Genomic DNA, 13657 nt, shown 5'->3' on the forward strand with positions numbered 1-13657 from the left:
GACACAAAATATGTTTGAAATTAATCCGGTAAAAAATCACATTCAGGACCTGTCTGAGCGGACAGCAGTTCTGAGGGGGTATCTTTGACTATGATGCCAAGAAAGAACGTTTAGAAGAAGTCAATGCTGAACTCGAACAGCCTGATGTCTGGAATGAACCGGAACGGGCACAGGCGTTGGGTAAAGAGCGTTCATCACTTGAAAGCATCGTAGAAACCATTGATCAGCTGACCCAGGGATTGGAAGATGTGAGCGGCCTGCTGGAATTGGCCGTTGAAGCTGATGACGAAGAAACCTTCAATGAAGCCGTCGTTGAGTTGGAACAGCTGGAAGAGAAGCTGGGCCAACTGGAATTCCGTCGCATGTTTTCTGGCCAATATGACAGCGCAAACTGCTATCTGGATCTTCAGGCAGGATCCGGCGGTACAGAAGCACAAGATTGGGCCAGCATGTTGATGCGTATGTACCTGCGTTGGGCAGAATCCAAAGGCTTTAAGACAGAGATTATTGAAGAGTCTGATGGTGACGTTGCTGGTTTGAAATCTGCCACTATCAAGATCATGGGTGAATATGCTTACGGTTGGTTGCGTACAGAAACGGGCGTTCATCGCTTAGTACGTAAAAGTCCTTTTGATTCAGGTGGTCGTCGTCACACATCATTCAGCTCTGCCTTTATCTACCCAGAAGTGGATGATGATATTGATATCGAAATCAATCCGGCTGATTTACGCATTGATGTATACCGTGCCTCTGGTGCGGGTGGTCAGCACGTTAACAAAACCGAATCTGCAGTACGTATCACCCACGTACCGACGGGTGTTGTAACCCAATGCCAGACAGACCGTTCTCAGCATAAAAACAAAGACCAGGCGATGAAACAGTTGAAAGCGAAACTGTACGAACTGGAAATGCAGAAGAAGAATGCAGATAAGCAAGCGATGGAAGATAACAAATCGGACATCGGTTGGGGCAGTCAGATTCGCTCTTACGTTTTGGATGATTCCCGGATTAAAGATTTGCGTACTGGTGTAGAAACCCGCAATACACAATCTGTGCTGGATGGGGATCTGGACAAATTCATTGAAGCAAGCTTAAAAGCTGGCCTGTGAGGAACTAAAATGTCACAACAACAACAAGGCGCTGAACAGGCTCCTGATTTAAATAACGAACTGAAAACGCGCCGTGAAAAACTGGCTGCCCTGCGCAGCAACGGTATTGCTTTCCCAAATGATTTTCGTCGCGAAAACATTTCCGTAGATCTGCATACTCAATACGATGACAAGACCAAGGAAGAACTGGAAGAGCTTGACATCGAAGTGACCGTTGCTGGTCGTATGATGACTCGTCGCATCATGGGTAAGGCTTCTTTTGCCACCCTGCAAGACATGGGGGGACGCATTCAGATCTATGTTTCCCGTGATGATCTGCCGGAAGGTATTTACAACACTCAGTTCAAGAAATGGGATTTGGGTGACATTTTAGGCGCACGCGGTAAGCTGTTCAAAACTCAAACGGGTGAACTTTCTATCCATTGTACTGAGTTGCGTTTGCTGACTAAGGCATTGCGTCCACTGCCGGATAAATTCCACGGCTTGGCGGATCAGGAAACTCGCTATCGTCAGCGTTATTTGGATTTGATCGCGAACGATGAATCACGCAAGGCATTCCAGATCCGTTCCCGTGTGATGTCGGCATTACGCAGCTTCATGATCCAAAAAGGTTTTATGGAAGTTGAAACGCCAATGATGCAGGCGATCCCTGGTGGTGCAAGTGCGCGTCCATTCATTACGCACCATAACGCGTTGGATATCGACATGTACCTGCGTATTGCGCCAGAACTGTACCTGAAACGTTTAGTCGTCGGTGGTTTTGAGCGTGTTTTCGAAATTAACCGCAACTTCCGTAATGAAGGTGTTTCTCCGCGCCACAACCCAGAGTTCACTATGATGGAACTCTACATGGCTTACGCGGATTATCAGGATCTGATCGTATTGACCGAAGAACTGTTCCGTACCCTGACTCAAGAAGTATTGGGTACAACATCGGTGAAATACGGCGAACAGGAATTCGATTTTGGTCAGCCTTTTGCCAAGATGAGCATGAAAGAAGCGATCTGCAAATATCGTCCAGAAACCAACATGGCAGATTTGGATGATATGGACAAAGCGGTTGCTATCGCGAAATCCTTGGGTATTGACGTTGAAAAGGGTTGGGGATTAGGCCGTGTTCAGTGTGAAATCTTTGAAGAAACCGCGGAAAGCCACCTGATTCAGCCGACATTCATTACAGAATATCCGGCAGAAGTTTCTCCGTTGGCACGCCGTAACGATGATAACCCATTCATTACTGATCGTTTTGAATTCTTCATTGGTGGCCGTGAAATTGGTAATGGCTTCTCGGAGCTGAACGACGCGGAAGATCAAGCTGAACGTTTTGCTGAGCAGGTTCGCCAGAAAGATCAGGGTGATGACGAAGCGATGTTCTACGATGAAGACTACATTACTGCGTTGGAGCACGGCTTGCCGCCAACAGCAGGCTTAGGGATTGGTATCGACCGTATGGTGATGTTGTTTACTGACAGCCACACTATCCGTGATGTTATCCTGTTCCCGGCAATGCGTCCGCATACGCATAAATAATCATTTTTTGATTAAAACCAGCTAAAAGCGCTGTCCGGTTAACCGGACAGCGCTTTTTTACATACATCAAAAAAGCTTAAACAACTGATTGAAATATAGACGAATATTAACGATATACTACTTGCTGAGATTCAGTATGAGGTATATATTTAACGCCATCACTTCGTTGATGCGAGTGTAGTTCAATGGTAGAACGAGAGCTTCCCAAGCTCTATACGAGGGTTCGATTCCCTTCACTCAATACACTTTTCTTATAGTCAATTATAAAATACAATTAAATCAATAGATTAATGTCTTTGTTACTCTCTCTTAGCTGAATCAACCCGTCATTCCGGTTTTTGAAATGGTCAACCCAGACGGAAATATCAACCAAAATAGTTATTATGCGGATGATGGCAACAATCACATTTAACCGTTTTATCGGTAGAAAAAGCCTCTGTTCCAATGGGGTCTGGATGATATTTGAAAACGGGTAATGCTTTTTTATTCAGTGCCATATTGGTTCCTTTTGTAGGTTATATATTTAGATCCTGATTTCCCGATGATGATATCGTTTCATACCGTTATGCATCAAAAAGGGCTATTTCTACATTAACGGGCAATTGCCACATTTGCTTTGATATGTTTAAGGTGAACGACAATCGTAAAGGTCACAACCACCAATAATGACCATGCTCCCCATTTTCCTGCATGAACAACAGACCAAGCGCCTAATTGATTCGGGTATTGCCAGATCCCAAAGAAAGTACCGAAGTTTTCCGCCAACCAAATAAAAAAACCAATCAGTATAAAAGCAAGTAAGAGAGGCATTCTGCGTTCTTTATCCAACGGCGTATAAAAAACAGTACCACGTGCATATAAACCGAAAATAAAAGCAGTTAAATACCAGCGATAATCATCAATATAGTGATGACTAAAGAAATTAATATAAATTGCCACTGCCACCAGCGTTGCCATCCAATACGGTGGGTAATGCTCAATCCGTACCTTAAAAAAGCGCCATGACTGTATAATGTAACTCCCCACGGCCGCATACATAAAACCTGTAAATAGTGGGACACCCCAAAGCTTAGTAAACGCAGCATCAGGGTATTGCCATGAACTAATAGATGCTGACGTTTTAAATAGTTCCATCATAAAACCAACTAAGTGGAAGACACAGATCGCTTTCAATTCATCCCATGTTTCGAGTTTTGACTGTATTAGAAATACTTGAAAGGTTACTGCAAATACTAATAGTACATCATAGCGGGGTATACCCAGGATGCCTTTTGCAGGAACCAAAAATAAAGCCAAAAAAAAGAAACTTGCAAATAAGCACGAGCGTGCATTAATCAATCCAAAGAAAAGAAATTCTAAAATAAATCGCTTAATACCTGTGCTGTTATTGGGCTTATGATCCATTAAAAAGTTATCAACTCTACGCAGAATATTTAGTTTCTGGCACATACTTTCCATTTAATTAACCCTGTTGGTCTTATTTGTTGTTAATTCATTATGATAATGCCGATTTCACGCCGCAGATTCTAGCAAGAAATAGCATTAATGTTGATATGTAATGCCAGGACGGTATCACGAATATCTGAATTATTCATCGGGAGATCAACAATTTGCTTTTTACTTTCAGCCTGACAGGTGTGATAGGAATGATGAATCCAGTTCCATATATCAGGTGGTTCTAATTTTGTCGTTCAAAAATACATACGGTTCTTAGGAAGTATCTCAATATTTTCCGAAGAGAGTGTTAATGCTGAACATTGCTGTGCAAAGCGAACACTTTCTTTCAGTTTCATGCCTTCTAACTTTTATCCTGTTATAATTTCTTTTAAAACAGCGTGTTGGATTGATTTATGGAAACTACAAACATATGTTTGGTTTTTATGATTTGTTGATTTTCATGGCGAGGTGAAACTGGAGTATATGACGAGAAAAAATTACCCCTGGCTACATAATTAGCTATGTCACCAGGGGAGCTGATCTACAACTTAAATTCCATTAGTCGGTATTATTTTTGATCAGCTAACAGATGGTATGAAACGGCAATACCTGCGGCTTGACCGGCAAGTGAAGGTTCATCGCTGGCTAAGTACAGCCCTGCAATATAGTGACCATCAACAGCATATTTTCTGTATTTTGTCGCGTAGCGCTCACCAACTCTGAGTTGACGCCCATCACTTAACGTAAATAACGCCTCATCAACAGCGCCATTGCCCCATACTTCCAGCCTTTCGATAACACTATCATTGAGTTCAATTGAACTCGTTTCTGATGTTACTGTGCCGAGTGTATAGGATGAGCCGTTGGCAAATGTGATTTTAATACCACCCACTCTAGGGGCATTCCCAATTCTTCGTACGTAACCAAGTAACGATTTTATTTTATTGTATTTACCGTCAATCAAAGATGGCTTGAAGGGTTCCTGCATTTGATCGTCTTCTGTCAGGGCCTGAATTCTCGTCTTATTAGTAGGACGATCAAATACGGTTGAATAACTGATAGTTTTAGGATTGAAACCACTTTCCAGGCTATTATTTTGTAGATGTTCAATTAACTCAATACACTCTAAACCGTGTAATAAACAATATCCTCTTACAGACAATAAATTATTAGTGACACTTGCTGCTGTTGATGTGTTTATGGCATCGTTATATTCATTGGTATACATCATATGGATGTAGTTCTTGGCTTTGTCAACCAATTTGTCGATAAGTTGTTTTAACTCATTGACTTCAATATCTGTCAGCCCAATATCATTTTTCTTCTCTATTCCCATTTTCCAATAAGGAATCTGTAACATAACCGTGTTAGTGTACATTGGCAGAATCTGGTAGTTTGTTTTATTATCAAAAGACTTGAATTTTTCATCTATACTCACCAGATATCTCGCCAGGAACATATATGCATCATGGCTTTCTTGACTGCCAGGCGAGGTTTCCAGCATATATTGCACATGTTCCATTTTCCCTTTGATCTCTTGTATATCTCCATTAAGTATTCCTTTAATAGTTTGTAGAACGGCATTCTCTATCATTTGCTCTACTTTTTGGAGAATTTGCTCCCAGGTATTATCTTTCTGTTGAGGCCAAAATAGCCCTAACAGGAAGGACATTGCGGGACCTGCTCCTGGAATAAACCCTACGCCACCAATAATGGCATCCTTTATAATTGATGACATATCCCATTCATAATCGGGGGTAGAGGTGGTATAAGGCGCTATAAGCATAATATCGGTTGGTACAGGCAATATTTCATTTTTAGATACATTAATCGGTGTGGTATTCATGATTTTATTTTACCTTAATTCCTTAGTTAAATAGTTATTAAATTAAAACTTATTAGTTATAAATGTTTTTTCATATTGTTACTTATTATATCCAGTAACAAAGGCTCGTTTATCTGTATCGTTATAAATGACAACTTTGCTGTAATATAAAGAATTGCTTGGTGATTGTAATATGCCGTCTTCCCCGGCTTTCACTGTGATAGCAGAATATTCGAACCATTCTGATGTGAAAGAATGAGACCAATAAAAAACAGCCCTGACTGACGATGCGGGGCCAGAATTGGCTACATAGTAATTGGGGCGTGTTTCGGGAATAATAGGTGTGTCAGTTCTTGTGGCTTCAATAGAAGAGTGTGGCTCTATTGTCATATCCTTATAAGGGCTGACGGTAGGAGGGTCTGATGCTGGTGTGTTTGTATTATAAGTTAGTGGCTCAGGATTAGAATCATTATTACTTATGACTGTAACGTTACTACTGCTTATATTTATATTGATTGTGTTCATAAGATGTTATCCTATTTTAAAGGTTGGTTAAAATATAGTTTTGTGTTGATTTTAATATTTTGGTTATTGTTTTACAGCATATTTACTGTAGTTATAATATGTGATTATTTATAATTATGGCAGATTTCTCCTTACAGTTGATATTTTATTATTGAAAGTGAATCTATATATTATGACCGCGGATATTCTAAACATATTGGCATGGCAGGATAAAATATAAAAAATGTAAGTTTGGTTTAAAAATTATACTGCTTATTGAAATGCTATTGTTAGTGTGTAGATGTGATTAACATTTATTAATGGGGGTGGGTAAGTGATAGTATTTCTATTTTAAATAATGCTGACGAATTTGTTGATGCAAGATATAAACAGAGTTTTCATTAATAATGTCAGTTTACTTCTATAAATAAGTATTAATATAATTAAATATAGCCCAATATAATTGGGCTAATATTCATATTTATAAGTGCTCTCTAAGCAACCGCATTCTGATATAAATCCCAACGGTTTCCATAAATGTCTTCAAAAACGACGACCATGCCGTATTCTTCCTGACGGGGTTCCTCACAAAAATGGACGCCATTTTCTTTCATTTTGTAATAATCACGCCAAAAGTCATCAGATTGCAGGAACAAGAACACCCGTCCGCCACATTGGTTACCAATAAATGCTTCTTGTTTTTCGTTAGAGGCTCTTGCCAGCAGTAAGTTACAGTCACTTTCCGGGTTTGGCGTGACAACAACCCATCTTTTTCCTGGCTGTGGCGTATCTTCTACCAATGTAAATCCCAATTTATTGGTGTAATAATCGATAGCTCTATCATAATCATCTACAACGATAGCGACGTAACCCATACATCTTTTCTGTGTTCTCATGGTATTCCTGTTATTTTACGACTCAAAAAATTACAACATTCGGGTGCCTAATTTCACATTTTTTTCTGGCTGGATAAGGACAGTTCCTTGTTCGTCACAAACTGCGGCTAAAACCAAAACTTCAGATTTAAACCCCGCCACGCGCCTTGGGGGAAAATTCACTACTGCCAGTATTTGCTTACCGATTAATTGTTCGGCTGTGTAGTTTTGGCATATCTGGGCAGAGCTCTGTTTCTCGCCGATGTCACTACCAAAATCGATATAAAGTTTATAAGCGGGTTTAATAGCTTTCTCGTTTTTTTCTGCTTTGATAATTTTGCCAATGCGAACGTCGAGTGATATGAAAGCGTCAATTGTAGCGGGTGTCAGAGTTGTATTTTCCATAGGGTTTAATTCATTGTTTAAATTATGTTATTTATAATAAGGAAAATGTGAAGATATGTATAGATTTCAGCGAACACCCCCCGCAATGAGTTTAACCTGGTGAGTTTTTGGATAGTGCTCAGAAATTTTCTTTTGATGCAGCCACCAGCGTAGGTAATTGACATCATGGCGATGTGAGTCGAATAACAGGCCGACGACACTGCCACTATGGGCAACGTTCAGGCCATAGATACCCGTTTGCTCAACCAAATCCCGCAGTTGATCAAAACAGGGTTTCGGTAGTATCGATTGGCTGGCGATGGCGCTTAATGTGCAAGCTTCCCCAAGGCGGTAGTAGTCATGTCGTTGGTTCGCGGTACGAAATTGCCACCATGCTTGTTGGAATAAAGGAGCATTCTCCCGCCATTGTGCGTGATGATCCTGTTGGTGATATTCTTCTGTCAAAATGGTTTGCGGGCTTTCCAATAGCAAAATATCGATATTCGGTTGCCAATCGAAGGGAATTTGCGTTTGGGCGGTGAGATGATCAAACAAGGTTAATCGTTCGAATATCGTACTGTCAGTGGGTTCCAGTTTGACACAGAGTTGTGCTAGCTCCGTGCTTTCCAGTGACTTACCCAATAATCTGGCGGTGGCCTGGGCGGTAGCAGCAATATCCGCTGTGCTGCTGGCCATGCCTTTGGCGATTGGAATTGTCGATTGATATTCAATACGCAAGCCAGCAGTCAATTCTGGGGGTTCCTGCCAGTAATTCAGCAGTAAATTCACCATTTGGCGCATACGTGGCCGTTCATGTGGTATAGGGATCCCTTCGCTGACGGAAACACAGCTGAACCAATTGATTGGGCAGGAGATTAACTTTTCTCCTCCAAACAGCCATCCTTGTAGCAGCTCTCCACAGGAAGCGGGACAAGAGGCTTCAGCCATAGGCAAAAACCTGTTGCATCGCTGCAATTAGGCGCTGATTTTCCCACTCACTGCGCACGGCTATGCGATAGTAACGTTCGTCTAACCCGACATAATTTTTACAATGGCGAATTAACAACCGATATTTAAGTAAAGAATGCCATAAATCAACATTGGGCTTATGACAACGGAAGAACAGAAAATTAGCCGATGGCGGCCAGACAGTCAGTTCTGGGAAAGTTAAAAGCTGGGTCCATAGATAATGTTGCTGCGATGTTAGCCATTGATGTGTTGCAGCAATATAGTCATGTTCATCAAACAAAATTTCTCCAACCCGCGCAGCAAAGGCATTCATTGACCACGGTTCACGCCGATTTTTCATCTCTGCAATCCCTGCGATATTTCCGCTGATTAAATAGCCCAAACGTAATCCGGGAATGGCAAAGAATTTGGTCATTGAACGTAATACATAAAGATGCTTAGTGACAGCCAATTGCGGAATCAACCCTCGGTTATCAGGGAGAAAATCAATAAAGGATTCATCGACAATCAATGAGATCCCTTGTCGTTCACAATATTCCACTAGCGATTGCATAAACGGATGGTCCGGCATTAATCCGGTAGGATTATTGGGCGTAGCGATAAAAACGCAATTGGGTTGAATTGTAGAAAGCGTATTCAGCAGGCGTAAATCAGGTTGAAATCCGGCTTCCTCTGTTAATGGATAGTCGATAATTTCTGTGCCAATTTGCTGCAAAGCTCGTCGATATTCAGCAAATCCTGGGATAAGGAGCAAGGCGCGCTTAGGATTGAGATAACGGGTGATGGCATAGATCAGTTCTGTTGCACCATTGCCTGCGATTACTGAGTTGTAATCGCATTGATGGGCCTCTGCGATCGCCTGATGCAAGTGGCGATATTCCACATCTGGGTACTTTTCGATGTCGGCAAGACTATTTTTGATCAACGCCTTAACCCGTTTTGGTGCACCTAACGGATTAATATTAGCACTGAAATCAATCAGCTCGTTGGCTGGAAGACCATATTGCTGGGCAATACCGATGATATTGCCGCCATGTTCACTCATGGTATTGCTCCGTAAGTGGGGGGAAGGAGAGCCTTGTCCCTAAATTGACGACATCACCAACCACAATCAATGCGGGTGCATGTAAGTTCTTCTCTTCCGCTTTTGCAGCCAGGGTTTCCAGTGTGCCTATCACGCTCTCTTGTGTGGGGTGGCTGGCATACATGATCACCGCAGCAGGTGTTGTGGGAGGTTTACCATAGAGTATCAATTGTTGGCAGATCTCCATCAGGCGGGTCATCCCCATTAGAATAACCAATGTTCCTTCCAATTGGGCGAGTATCTCCCAATTCTGTTGTTCATTGCCTTGAGAAGTGTGTCCAGTCACAACGTGGAAACTCGATGCATAATTGCGGTGGGTAATGGGAATCCCGGCAGAGGCTAATCCGCCAATTGAGGAACTGATCCCCGGAATGACTTCAAATTTGATGCCATGTTGTGCCAGCACTTCCGCCTCTTCCCCTCCACGGCCGAAAACATAGGGATCACCGCCTTTTAAGCGAACAACCCGTTTTCCCGCCTGCGCATGTCTGACTAGAATTTGATTAATCTCTTCTTGTGGGATGGGATGGAAATCATGTTCTTTCCCAACATTAATAATTTCACAGTGGTCTGGTACCTGGGCAATAAGTTCAGGATTGACGAGACGGTCATGGACAATGACATCCGCAGATCGGATACAGTGCAGCCCTTTAACCGTAATTAAACCTGCATCACCAGGACCGGCTCCCACTAACCATACATTACCTTTATTCATTGGATTACCTCCTATGGAATTAAAATATAAATCATCAAAGGGAAAAATATATTTTCATCAGGATGGTGAGGCTCTGTTTTTATTTTTATAAAGGGCTGTTTATTCTGCCTTATGCTTTTTCTTTATTGCTTTATGGGTGATTTATTCTTGTTTTTATGAGCGCTATTATGTCTATTTCAATTTTTTATCATTATTGCTTTAATGTGGGATAAGTAAAATTGATTTATGTCAATATTCGCATTCTTAATTATGAATTATTTTCAAATTGAATTTTATTGCCTGTTGAAAATATTTTCCTATATAAATTCTTTTATCACATCAATGACTTTGGTTTTATACTTGATAAACGCAAGTTGCAATCCACAAGACGTATTGAGGCCTTATATTCCCCCCGTTGCGCGGGGAAATATAACACGCACCCCGAAGTTGGGTTTGTATGTAGTTTTTAATCAATTCAATAAGTTATGATAAATTGTTAATTACTGGGTTTGTAGTTGTGTATTAATTTTTATTTTGTTTGAAATAAAAACAGTGTTTAAGGATTCATAATCATGAACAAGATCACAAAAATAATAAAGGGTGTTTTTATAAAAATGAAAAGTGTGTATTTTGAAAATAAATTTATTTCTCCATTTTATTTTTATGCGAAATTAATATTGTGATAATGCTTTTTGTTAAGTTGCTTATTTGTTACGAGATAAAGGGTTGCGGATATCTACGTTATTCATGGAATATTAATTGTTTTGTCGAAAATGAACTAAAAGACGTTTATTTGATAAATATCAATGAATGAGAATCTGCGTTGCAGATTTAAAACTAATACCGATTTTAACACCAATACAGAATTTAAATGTTTTGGGGTAAGCACATGCAACAGAAACATGCTTTTGTCATTGCAGGTACAGGTAGCGGCTGTGGTAAAACCACCGTTGCTCTCGGCATCATGCGAGCCTTGATGAACCGTTCATTGCGGGTACAGCCGTTTAAAATCGGGCCTGATTATCTGGATGGTGGCTGGCATCGTGCTGTGACGGGCGTCGCTTCACGTAATCTTGATGCTTTTATGCTACCCGAATTCATCCTGAATGGTTTATTTAACCAGGCTATGGCTGATCAAGATATTGCCGTAATTGAAGGGGTTATGGGGTTATATGATGGCTATGGTACTGATCCCAATTATTGCAGTAGTGCGGCAATGGCAAAGCAACTTGGTTGTCCAGTAGTTTTATTGGTAGATGGGAAGGCGGTTTCCACCTCAATAGCCGCTACCGTGATGGGATTTCAGCAATTTGATCCAGAAGTCAATATTGTGGGCGTGCTGATCAATCGCGTTAATCGGGATAGCCATTTTCAGTTATTAAAGCAGGCAATTGAAGGCTATTGCGGTATTCCTGTTTTGGGGCGGTTGCCGTTGATGCCAGAGATTACCCTTCCTTCCCGCCATCTCGGGCTGATCTCTGCACAAGAGCAAGTCAGCCAACGCGAAGAATGCTGGATTCGCCTGGCTCAGCAGATCGAAGCCTCAGTGGATTTGGATAAGCTGCTGGCATTAACCCAGCTATCTTCCTTGCCAAAAGGCAATATTGATTCCCTTGTTGATCCTGTGATGGGGCAAGGCTTAACGCTGGCTCTGGCAGAAGATGAGGCATTCCACTTTTATTATCCTGATAACCTGTTGTTGTTGGAAAGAACGGGTGTGACTATCAAACGGTTTAGTCCCCTGCATGATCATCGGTTACCTGAATGCCAGATGATCTATTTGGGGGGTGGATACCCTGAGATTTATGCTCAGGCTCTGTCTTGCAATCACGCTATGCATACGGCATTACGTCAGGCGCAGCAAAAAGGCATTCCCATTTATGCGGAATGCGGCGGTTTGATGTATCTCGGCGATGCCCTGATTGATGCAGATAGTGTACGACATGGCATGGTAGGGTTGATTGCCGGTGAAAGCCAGATGGGAGAGCACCTGAAACGTTTTGGTTACTGCGAAGCCATGGCGTTGTGTGATACGCCTTTAGTAGCGAAAGGGGAAACGTTACGCGGGCATGAATTCCATTATTCAGATTTTATCACGGCCCAATCCCCCGTTTTTCAGTGTGTTAAATGGTCTGATCCAAAAGAAACCTTAAAAACAGTGCAGAAAAGCTGGCTGGGTGGTTACCAGAATGGCAATACCCTGGCGAGCTATCTGCATATTCATTTTGCTCAACGCCCCCATTTGCTCCGGCGTTGGCTGATGATGGCACGGAGGCTGTTATGACCGTCTTATTGTGGTTTGCGGCTTTTATTCTGGATATGAAATTGGGTGATCCTCCCCATTGGCCGCACCCCGTGCGTTGGATGGGGCAACTTATCAACCGAATTGAGCAACTTATTCGCCGGATTTGCCAAACTGAAACCGACTTGAAATGGGGCGGTGTACTGTTATGGCTGGTGGTTGTAGGGAGTGTCTGGCTGGCGAGCTATTGGGTTTTGCAATTGGCTTATGGCGTGACGTTCTGGCTGGGATGTTTGGTTGAAGTTTGGCTGATTTATACCGTGTTGGCAGGGCGTGGCTTAGGCGATGCGGCAAACGCTGTTTATCAGGCATTGCGTCAGGGAGATTTAGCGGCCAGCCGTCAACAGCTTGGCAAAATTGTCGGTCGGGACACTGGCCAATTGCAAACACCACAAATCAGCCGTGCCGCGATTGAAACCGTGGCAGAAAACAGCGTGGATGGCGTGATTGCTCCATTGTTCTTCTTAATGCTTGGTGGTGTTCCACTTGCCATGGCTTATAAGGCAATCAATACCCTCGATTCAATGGTGGGCTATAAAACGTCTCACTATCGGGCACTGGGGATGTTTTCGGCACGTATGGATGATGTGGCGAATTGGCTGCCTGCCCGTTTGGGCTGGCTTTTACTGGCAATGGCCGCGAAATGGCAGGGATTGGATTATAGGCAGGCGCTACGCATTGGCTGGCGTGATCGCTACCAACACAGTAGCCCCAATAGTGGCTGGCCGGAAGCAACTGTGGCAGGGGCATTGGGCATCCGTCTTGGCGGGCCGAATGTCTACTTTAATCAGCTTGTCGAAAAGCCGTGGATTGGTGATGCAAGGCGTGAAGTCACGCCTGATGATATCCCACAGTCTGTTCAGATGATGGTGGTGGCATCCGTGATAGCACTCCTGCTGTTTGCGCTGCTGCATAGTCTGGTCAGTGTGACGGTATAAGGAGGG

13 protein-coding genes and 1 tRNA gene are annotated in these 13657 nt (G+C 42.4%); 5 read left to right on the forward strand and 9 right to left on the reverse strand.

Features of this window, described 5'->3' with window-relative positions; translation table 11 throughout:
- The first annotated feature begins 10 nt into the window (after positions 1 to 10).
- The 3 genes from prfB to IQ209_RS07885 all read left to right on the forward strand — a co-directional run bounded on the left by prfB (position 11) and on the right by IQ209_RS07885 (position 2880).
- A protein-coding gene (prfB, locus tag IQ209_RS07875; RefSeq protein WP_193850595.1) for a peptide chain release factor 2 occupies positions 11 to 1109 on the forward strand; the annotation gives its coding sequence in 2 pieces (ribosomal slippage) (positions 11 to 85 and positions 87 to 1109; 1098 coding nt in all).
- Positions 1110 to 1118: 9 nt separating this feature from the next.
- Positions 1119 to 2639 carry a lysine--tRNA ligase gene (lysS, locus tag IQ209_RS07880; RefSeq protein WP_193850597.1) on the forward strand — a complete coding sequence of 507 codons (1521 nt, stop codon included), beginning with the start codon at positions 1119 to 1121 and terminating at the stop codon, positions 2637 to 2639.
- A gap of 172 nt (positions 2640 to 2811) precedes the next feature.
- Positions 2812 to 2880, forward strand: a tRNA-Gly gene (locus tag IQ209_RS07885).
- A 124-nt stretch (positions 2881 to 3004) separates the two neighbouring features.
- On the opposite strand, the gene IQ209_RS07890 is transcribed toward IQ209_RS07885, so the two are convergent.
- The 9 genes from IQ209_RS07890 to cobA form a co-directional block, all read right to left on the reverse strand.
- On the reverse strand, positions 3005 to 3136 hold the full coding sequence (locus IQ209_RS07890; protein WP_193850599.1) for a CbrC family protein: 132 nt from the start codon (positions 3134 to 3136) through the stop codon (positions 3005 to 3007).
- A gap of 94 nt (positions 3137 to 3230) precedes the next feature.
- The gene (locus IQ209_RS07895) at positions 3231 to 4097 is read right to left on the reverse strand and encodes a DUF817 domain-containing protein (protein ID WP_193850601.1); all 867 of its coding nucleotides are present in this window, start codon (positions 4095 to 4097) and stop codon (positions 3231 to 3233) included.
- Positions 4098 to 4644: 547 nt separating this feature from the next.
- Positions 4645 to 5922: an insecticidal delta-endotoxin Cry8Ea1 family protein gene (locus tag IQ209_RS07905; RefSeq protein WP_193850603.1), complete on the reverse strand. Its 1278-nt coding sequence runs from the start codon at positions 5920 to 5922 to the stop codon at positions 4645 to 4647.
- A gap of 78 nt (positions 5923 to 6000) precedes the next feature.
- A complete protein-coding gene (locus IQ209_RS07910; protein ID WP_193850605.1) occupies positions 6001 to 6426 on the reverse strand; it encodes a JHE-like toxin PirA in 426 nt (141 codons plus the stop codon).
- A 473-nt stretch (positions 6427 to 6899) separates the two neighbouring features.
- Entirely contained in the window at positions 6900 to 7301 is a 402-nt protein-coding gene (locus tag IQ209_RS07915) for a VOC family protein (protein ID WP_193850607.1), read from the reverse strand.
- 30 nt (positions 7302 to 7331) lie between these two features.
- Positions 7332 to 7685, reverse strand: coding sequence for a tRNA-binding protein (locus IQ209_RS07920; protein WP_193850609.1), 354 nt, complete (start codon positions 7683 to 7685; stop codon positions 7332 to 7334).
- A gap of 66 nt (positions 7686 to 7751) precedes the next feature.
- Positions 7752 to 8612 carry a GHMP kinase gene (locus tag IQ209_RS07925; protein ID WP_193850611.1) on the reverse strand — a complete coding sequence of 287 codons (861 nt, stop codon included), beginning with the start codon at positions 8610 to 8612 and terminating at the stop codon, positions 7752 to 7754.
- Positions 8605 to 9678, reverse strand: a complete 1074-nt coding sequence (gene cobD, locus IQ209_RS07930) for a threonine-phosphate decarboxylase CobD (protein WP_193850613.1) — start codon at positions 9676 to 9678, stop codon at positions 8605 to 8607. Before cobD ends, IQ209_RS07925 begins: the two co-directional genes overlap by 8 nt.
- Entirely contained in the window at positions 9671 to 10432 is a 762-nt protein-coding gene (cobA, locus tag IQ209_RS07935; protein ID WP_193850615.1) for a uroporphyrinogen-III C-methyltransferase, read from the reverse strand. The genes cobD and cobA overlap by 8 nt, the downstream gene beginning before the upstream one ends.
- 868 nt (positions 10433 to 11300) lie before the next feature.
- Here cobA and IQ209_RS07940 point away from each other — a divergent pair.
- Entirely contained in the window at positions 11301 to 12695 is a 1395-nt protein-coding gene (locus tag IQ209_RS07940; RefSeq protein WP_193850617.1) for a cobyrinate a,c-diamide synthase, read from the forward strand.
- Complete coding sequence (cbiB, locus tag IQ209_RS07945) at positions 12692 to 13651, forward strand: adenosylcobinamide-phosphate synthase CbiB (protein ID WP_193850618.1); 960 nt, start codon at positions 12692 to 12694, stop codon at positions 13649 to 13651. Before IQ209_RS07940 ends, cbiB begins: the two co-directional genes overlap by 4 nt.
- The last annotated feature ends 6 nt before the right edge of the window (positions 13652 to 13657 follow it).

It is taken from the genome of Xenorhabdus sp. BG5 (assembly GCF_015163665.1).
Taxonomy (GTDB): Bacteria; Pseudomonadota; Gammaproteobacteria; order Enterobacterales; family Enterobacteriaceae; genus Xenorhabdus.

Bases quoted from the DNA above. Each gene is read 5' to 3' on its own strand.
- lysS (WP_193850597.1), top strand. From the start codon at position 1,119: ATGTCACAACAACAACAAGGCGCTGAACAGGCTCCTGATTTAAATAAC.
- IQ209_RS07890 (WP_193850599.1), bottom strand. From the start codon at position 3,136: ATGGCACTGAATAAAAAAGCATTACCCGTTTTCAAATATCATCCAGAC.
- IQ209_RS07895 (WP_193850601.1), bottom strand. From the start codon at position 4,097: ATGGAAAGTATGTGCCAGAAACTAAATATTCTGCGTAGAGTTGATAAC.
- IQ209_RS07905 (WP_193850603.1), bottom strand. From the start codon at position 5,922: ATGAATACCACACCGATTAATGTATCTAAAAATGAAATATTGCCTGTA.
- IQ209_RS07910 (WP_193850605.1), bottom strand. From the start codon at position 6,426: ATGAACACAATCAATATAAATATAAGCAGTAGTAACGTTACAGTCATA.
- IQ209_RS07915 (WP_193850607.1), bottom strand. From the start codon at position 7,301: ATGAGAACACAGAAAAGATGTATGGGTTACGTCGCTATCGTTGTAGAT.
- IQ209_RS07920 (WP_193850609.1), bottom strand. From the start codon at position 7,685: ATGGAAAATACAACTCTGACACCCGCTACAATTGACGCTTTCATATCA.
- IQ209_RS07925 (WP_193850611.1), bottom strand. From the start codon at position 8,612: ATGGCTGAAGCCTCTTGTCCCGCTTCCTGTGGAGAGCTGCTACAAGGA.
- cobD (WP_193850613.1), bottom strand. From the start codon at position 9,678: ATGAGTGAACATGGCGGCAATATCATCGGTATTGCCCAGCAATATGGT.
- cobA (WP_193850615.1), bottom strand. From the start codon at position 10,432: ATGAATAAAGGTAATGTATGGTTAGTGGGAGCCGGTCCTGGTGATGCA.
- IQ209_RS07940 (WP_193850617.1), top strand. From the start codon at position 11,301: ATGCAACAGAAACATGCTTTTGTCATTGCAGGTACAGGTAGCGGCTGT.
- cbiB (WP_193850618.1), top strand. From the start codon at position 12,692: ATGACCGTCTTATTGTGGTTTGCGGCTTTTATTCTGGATATGAAATTG.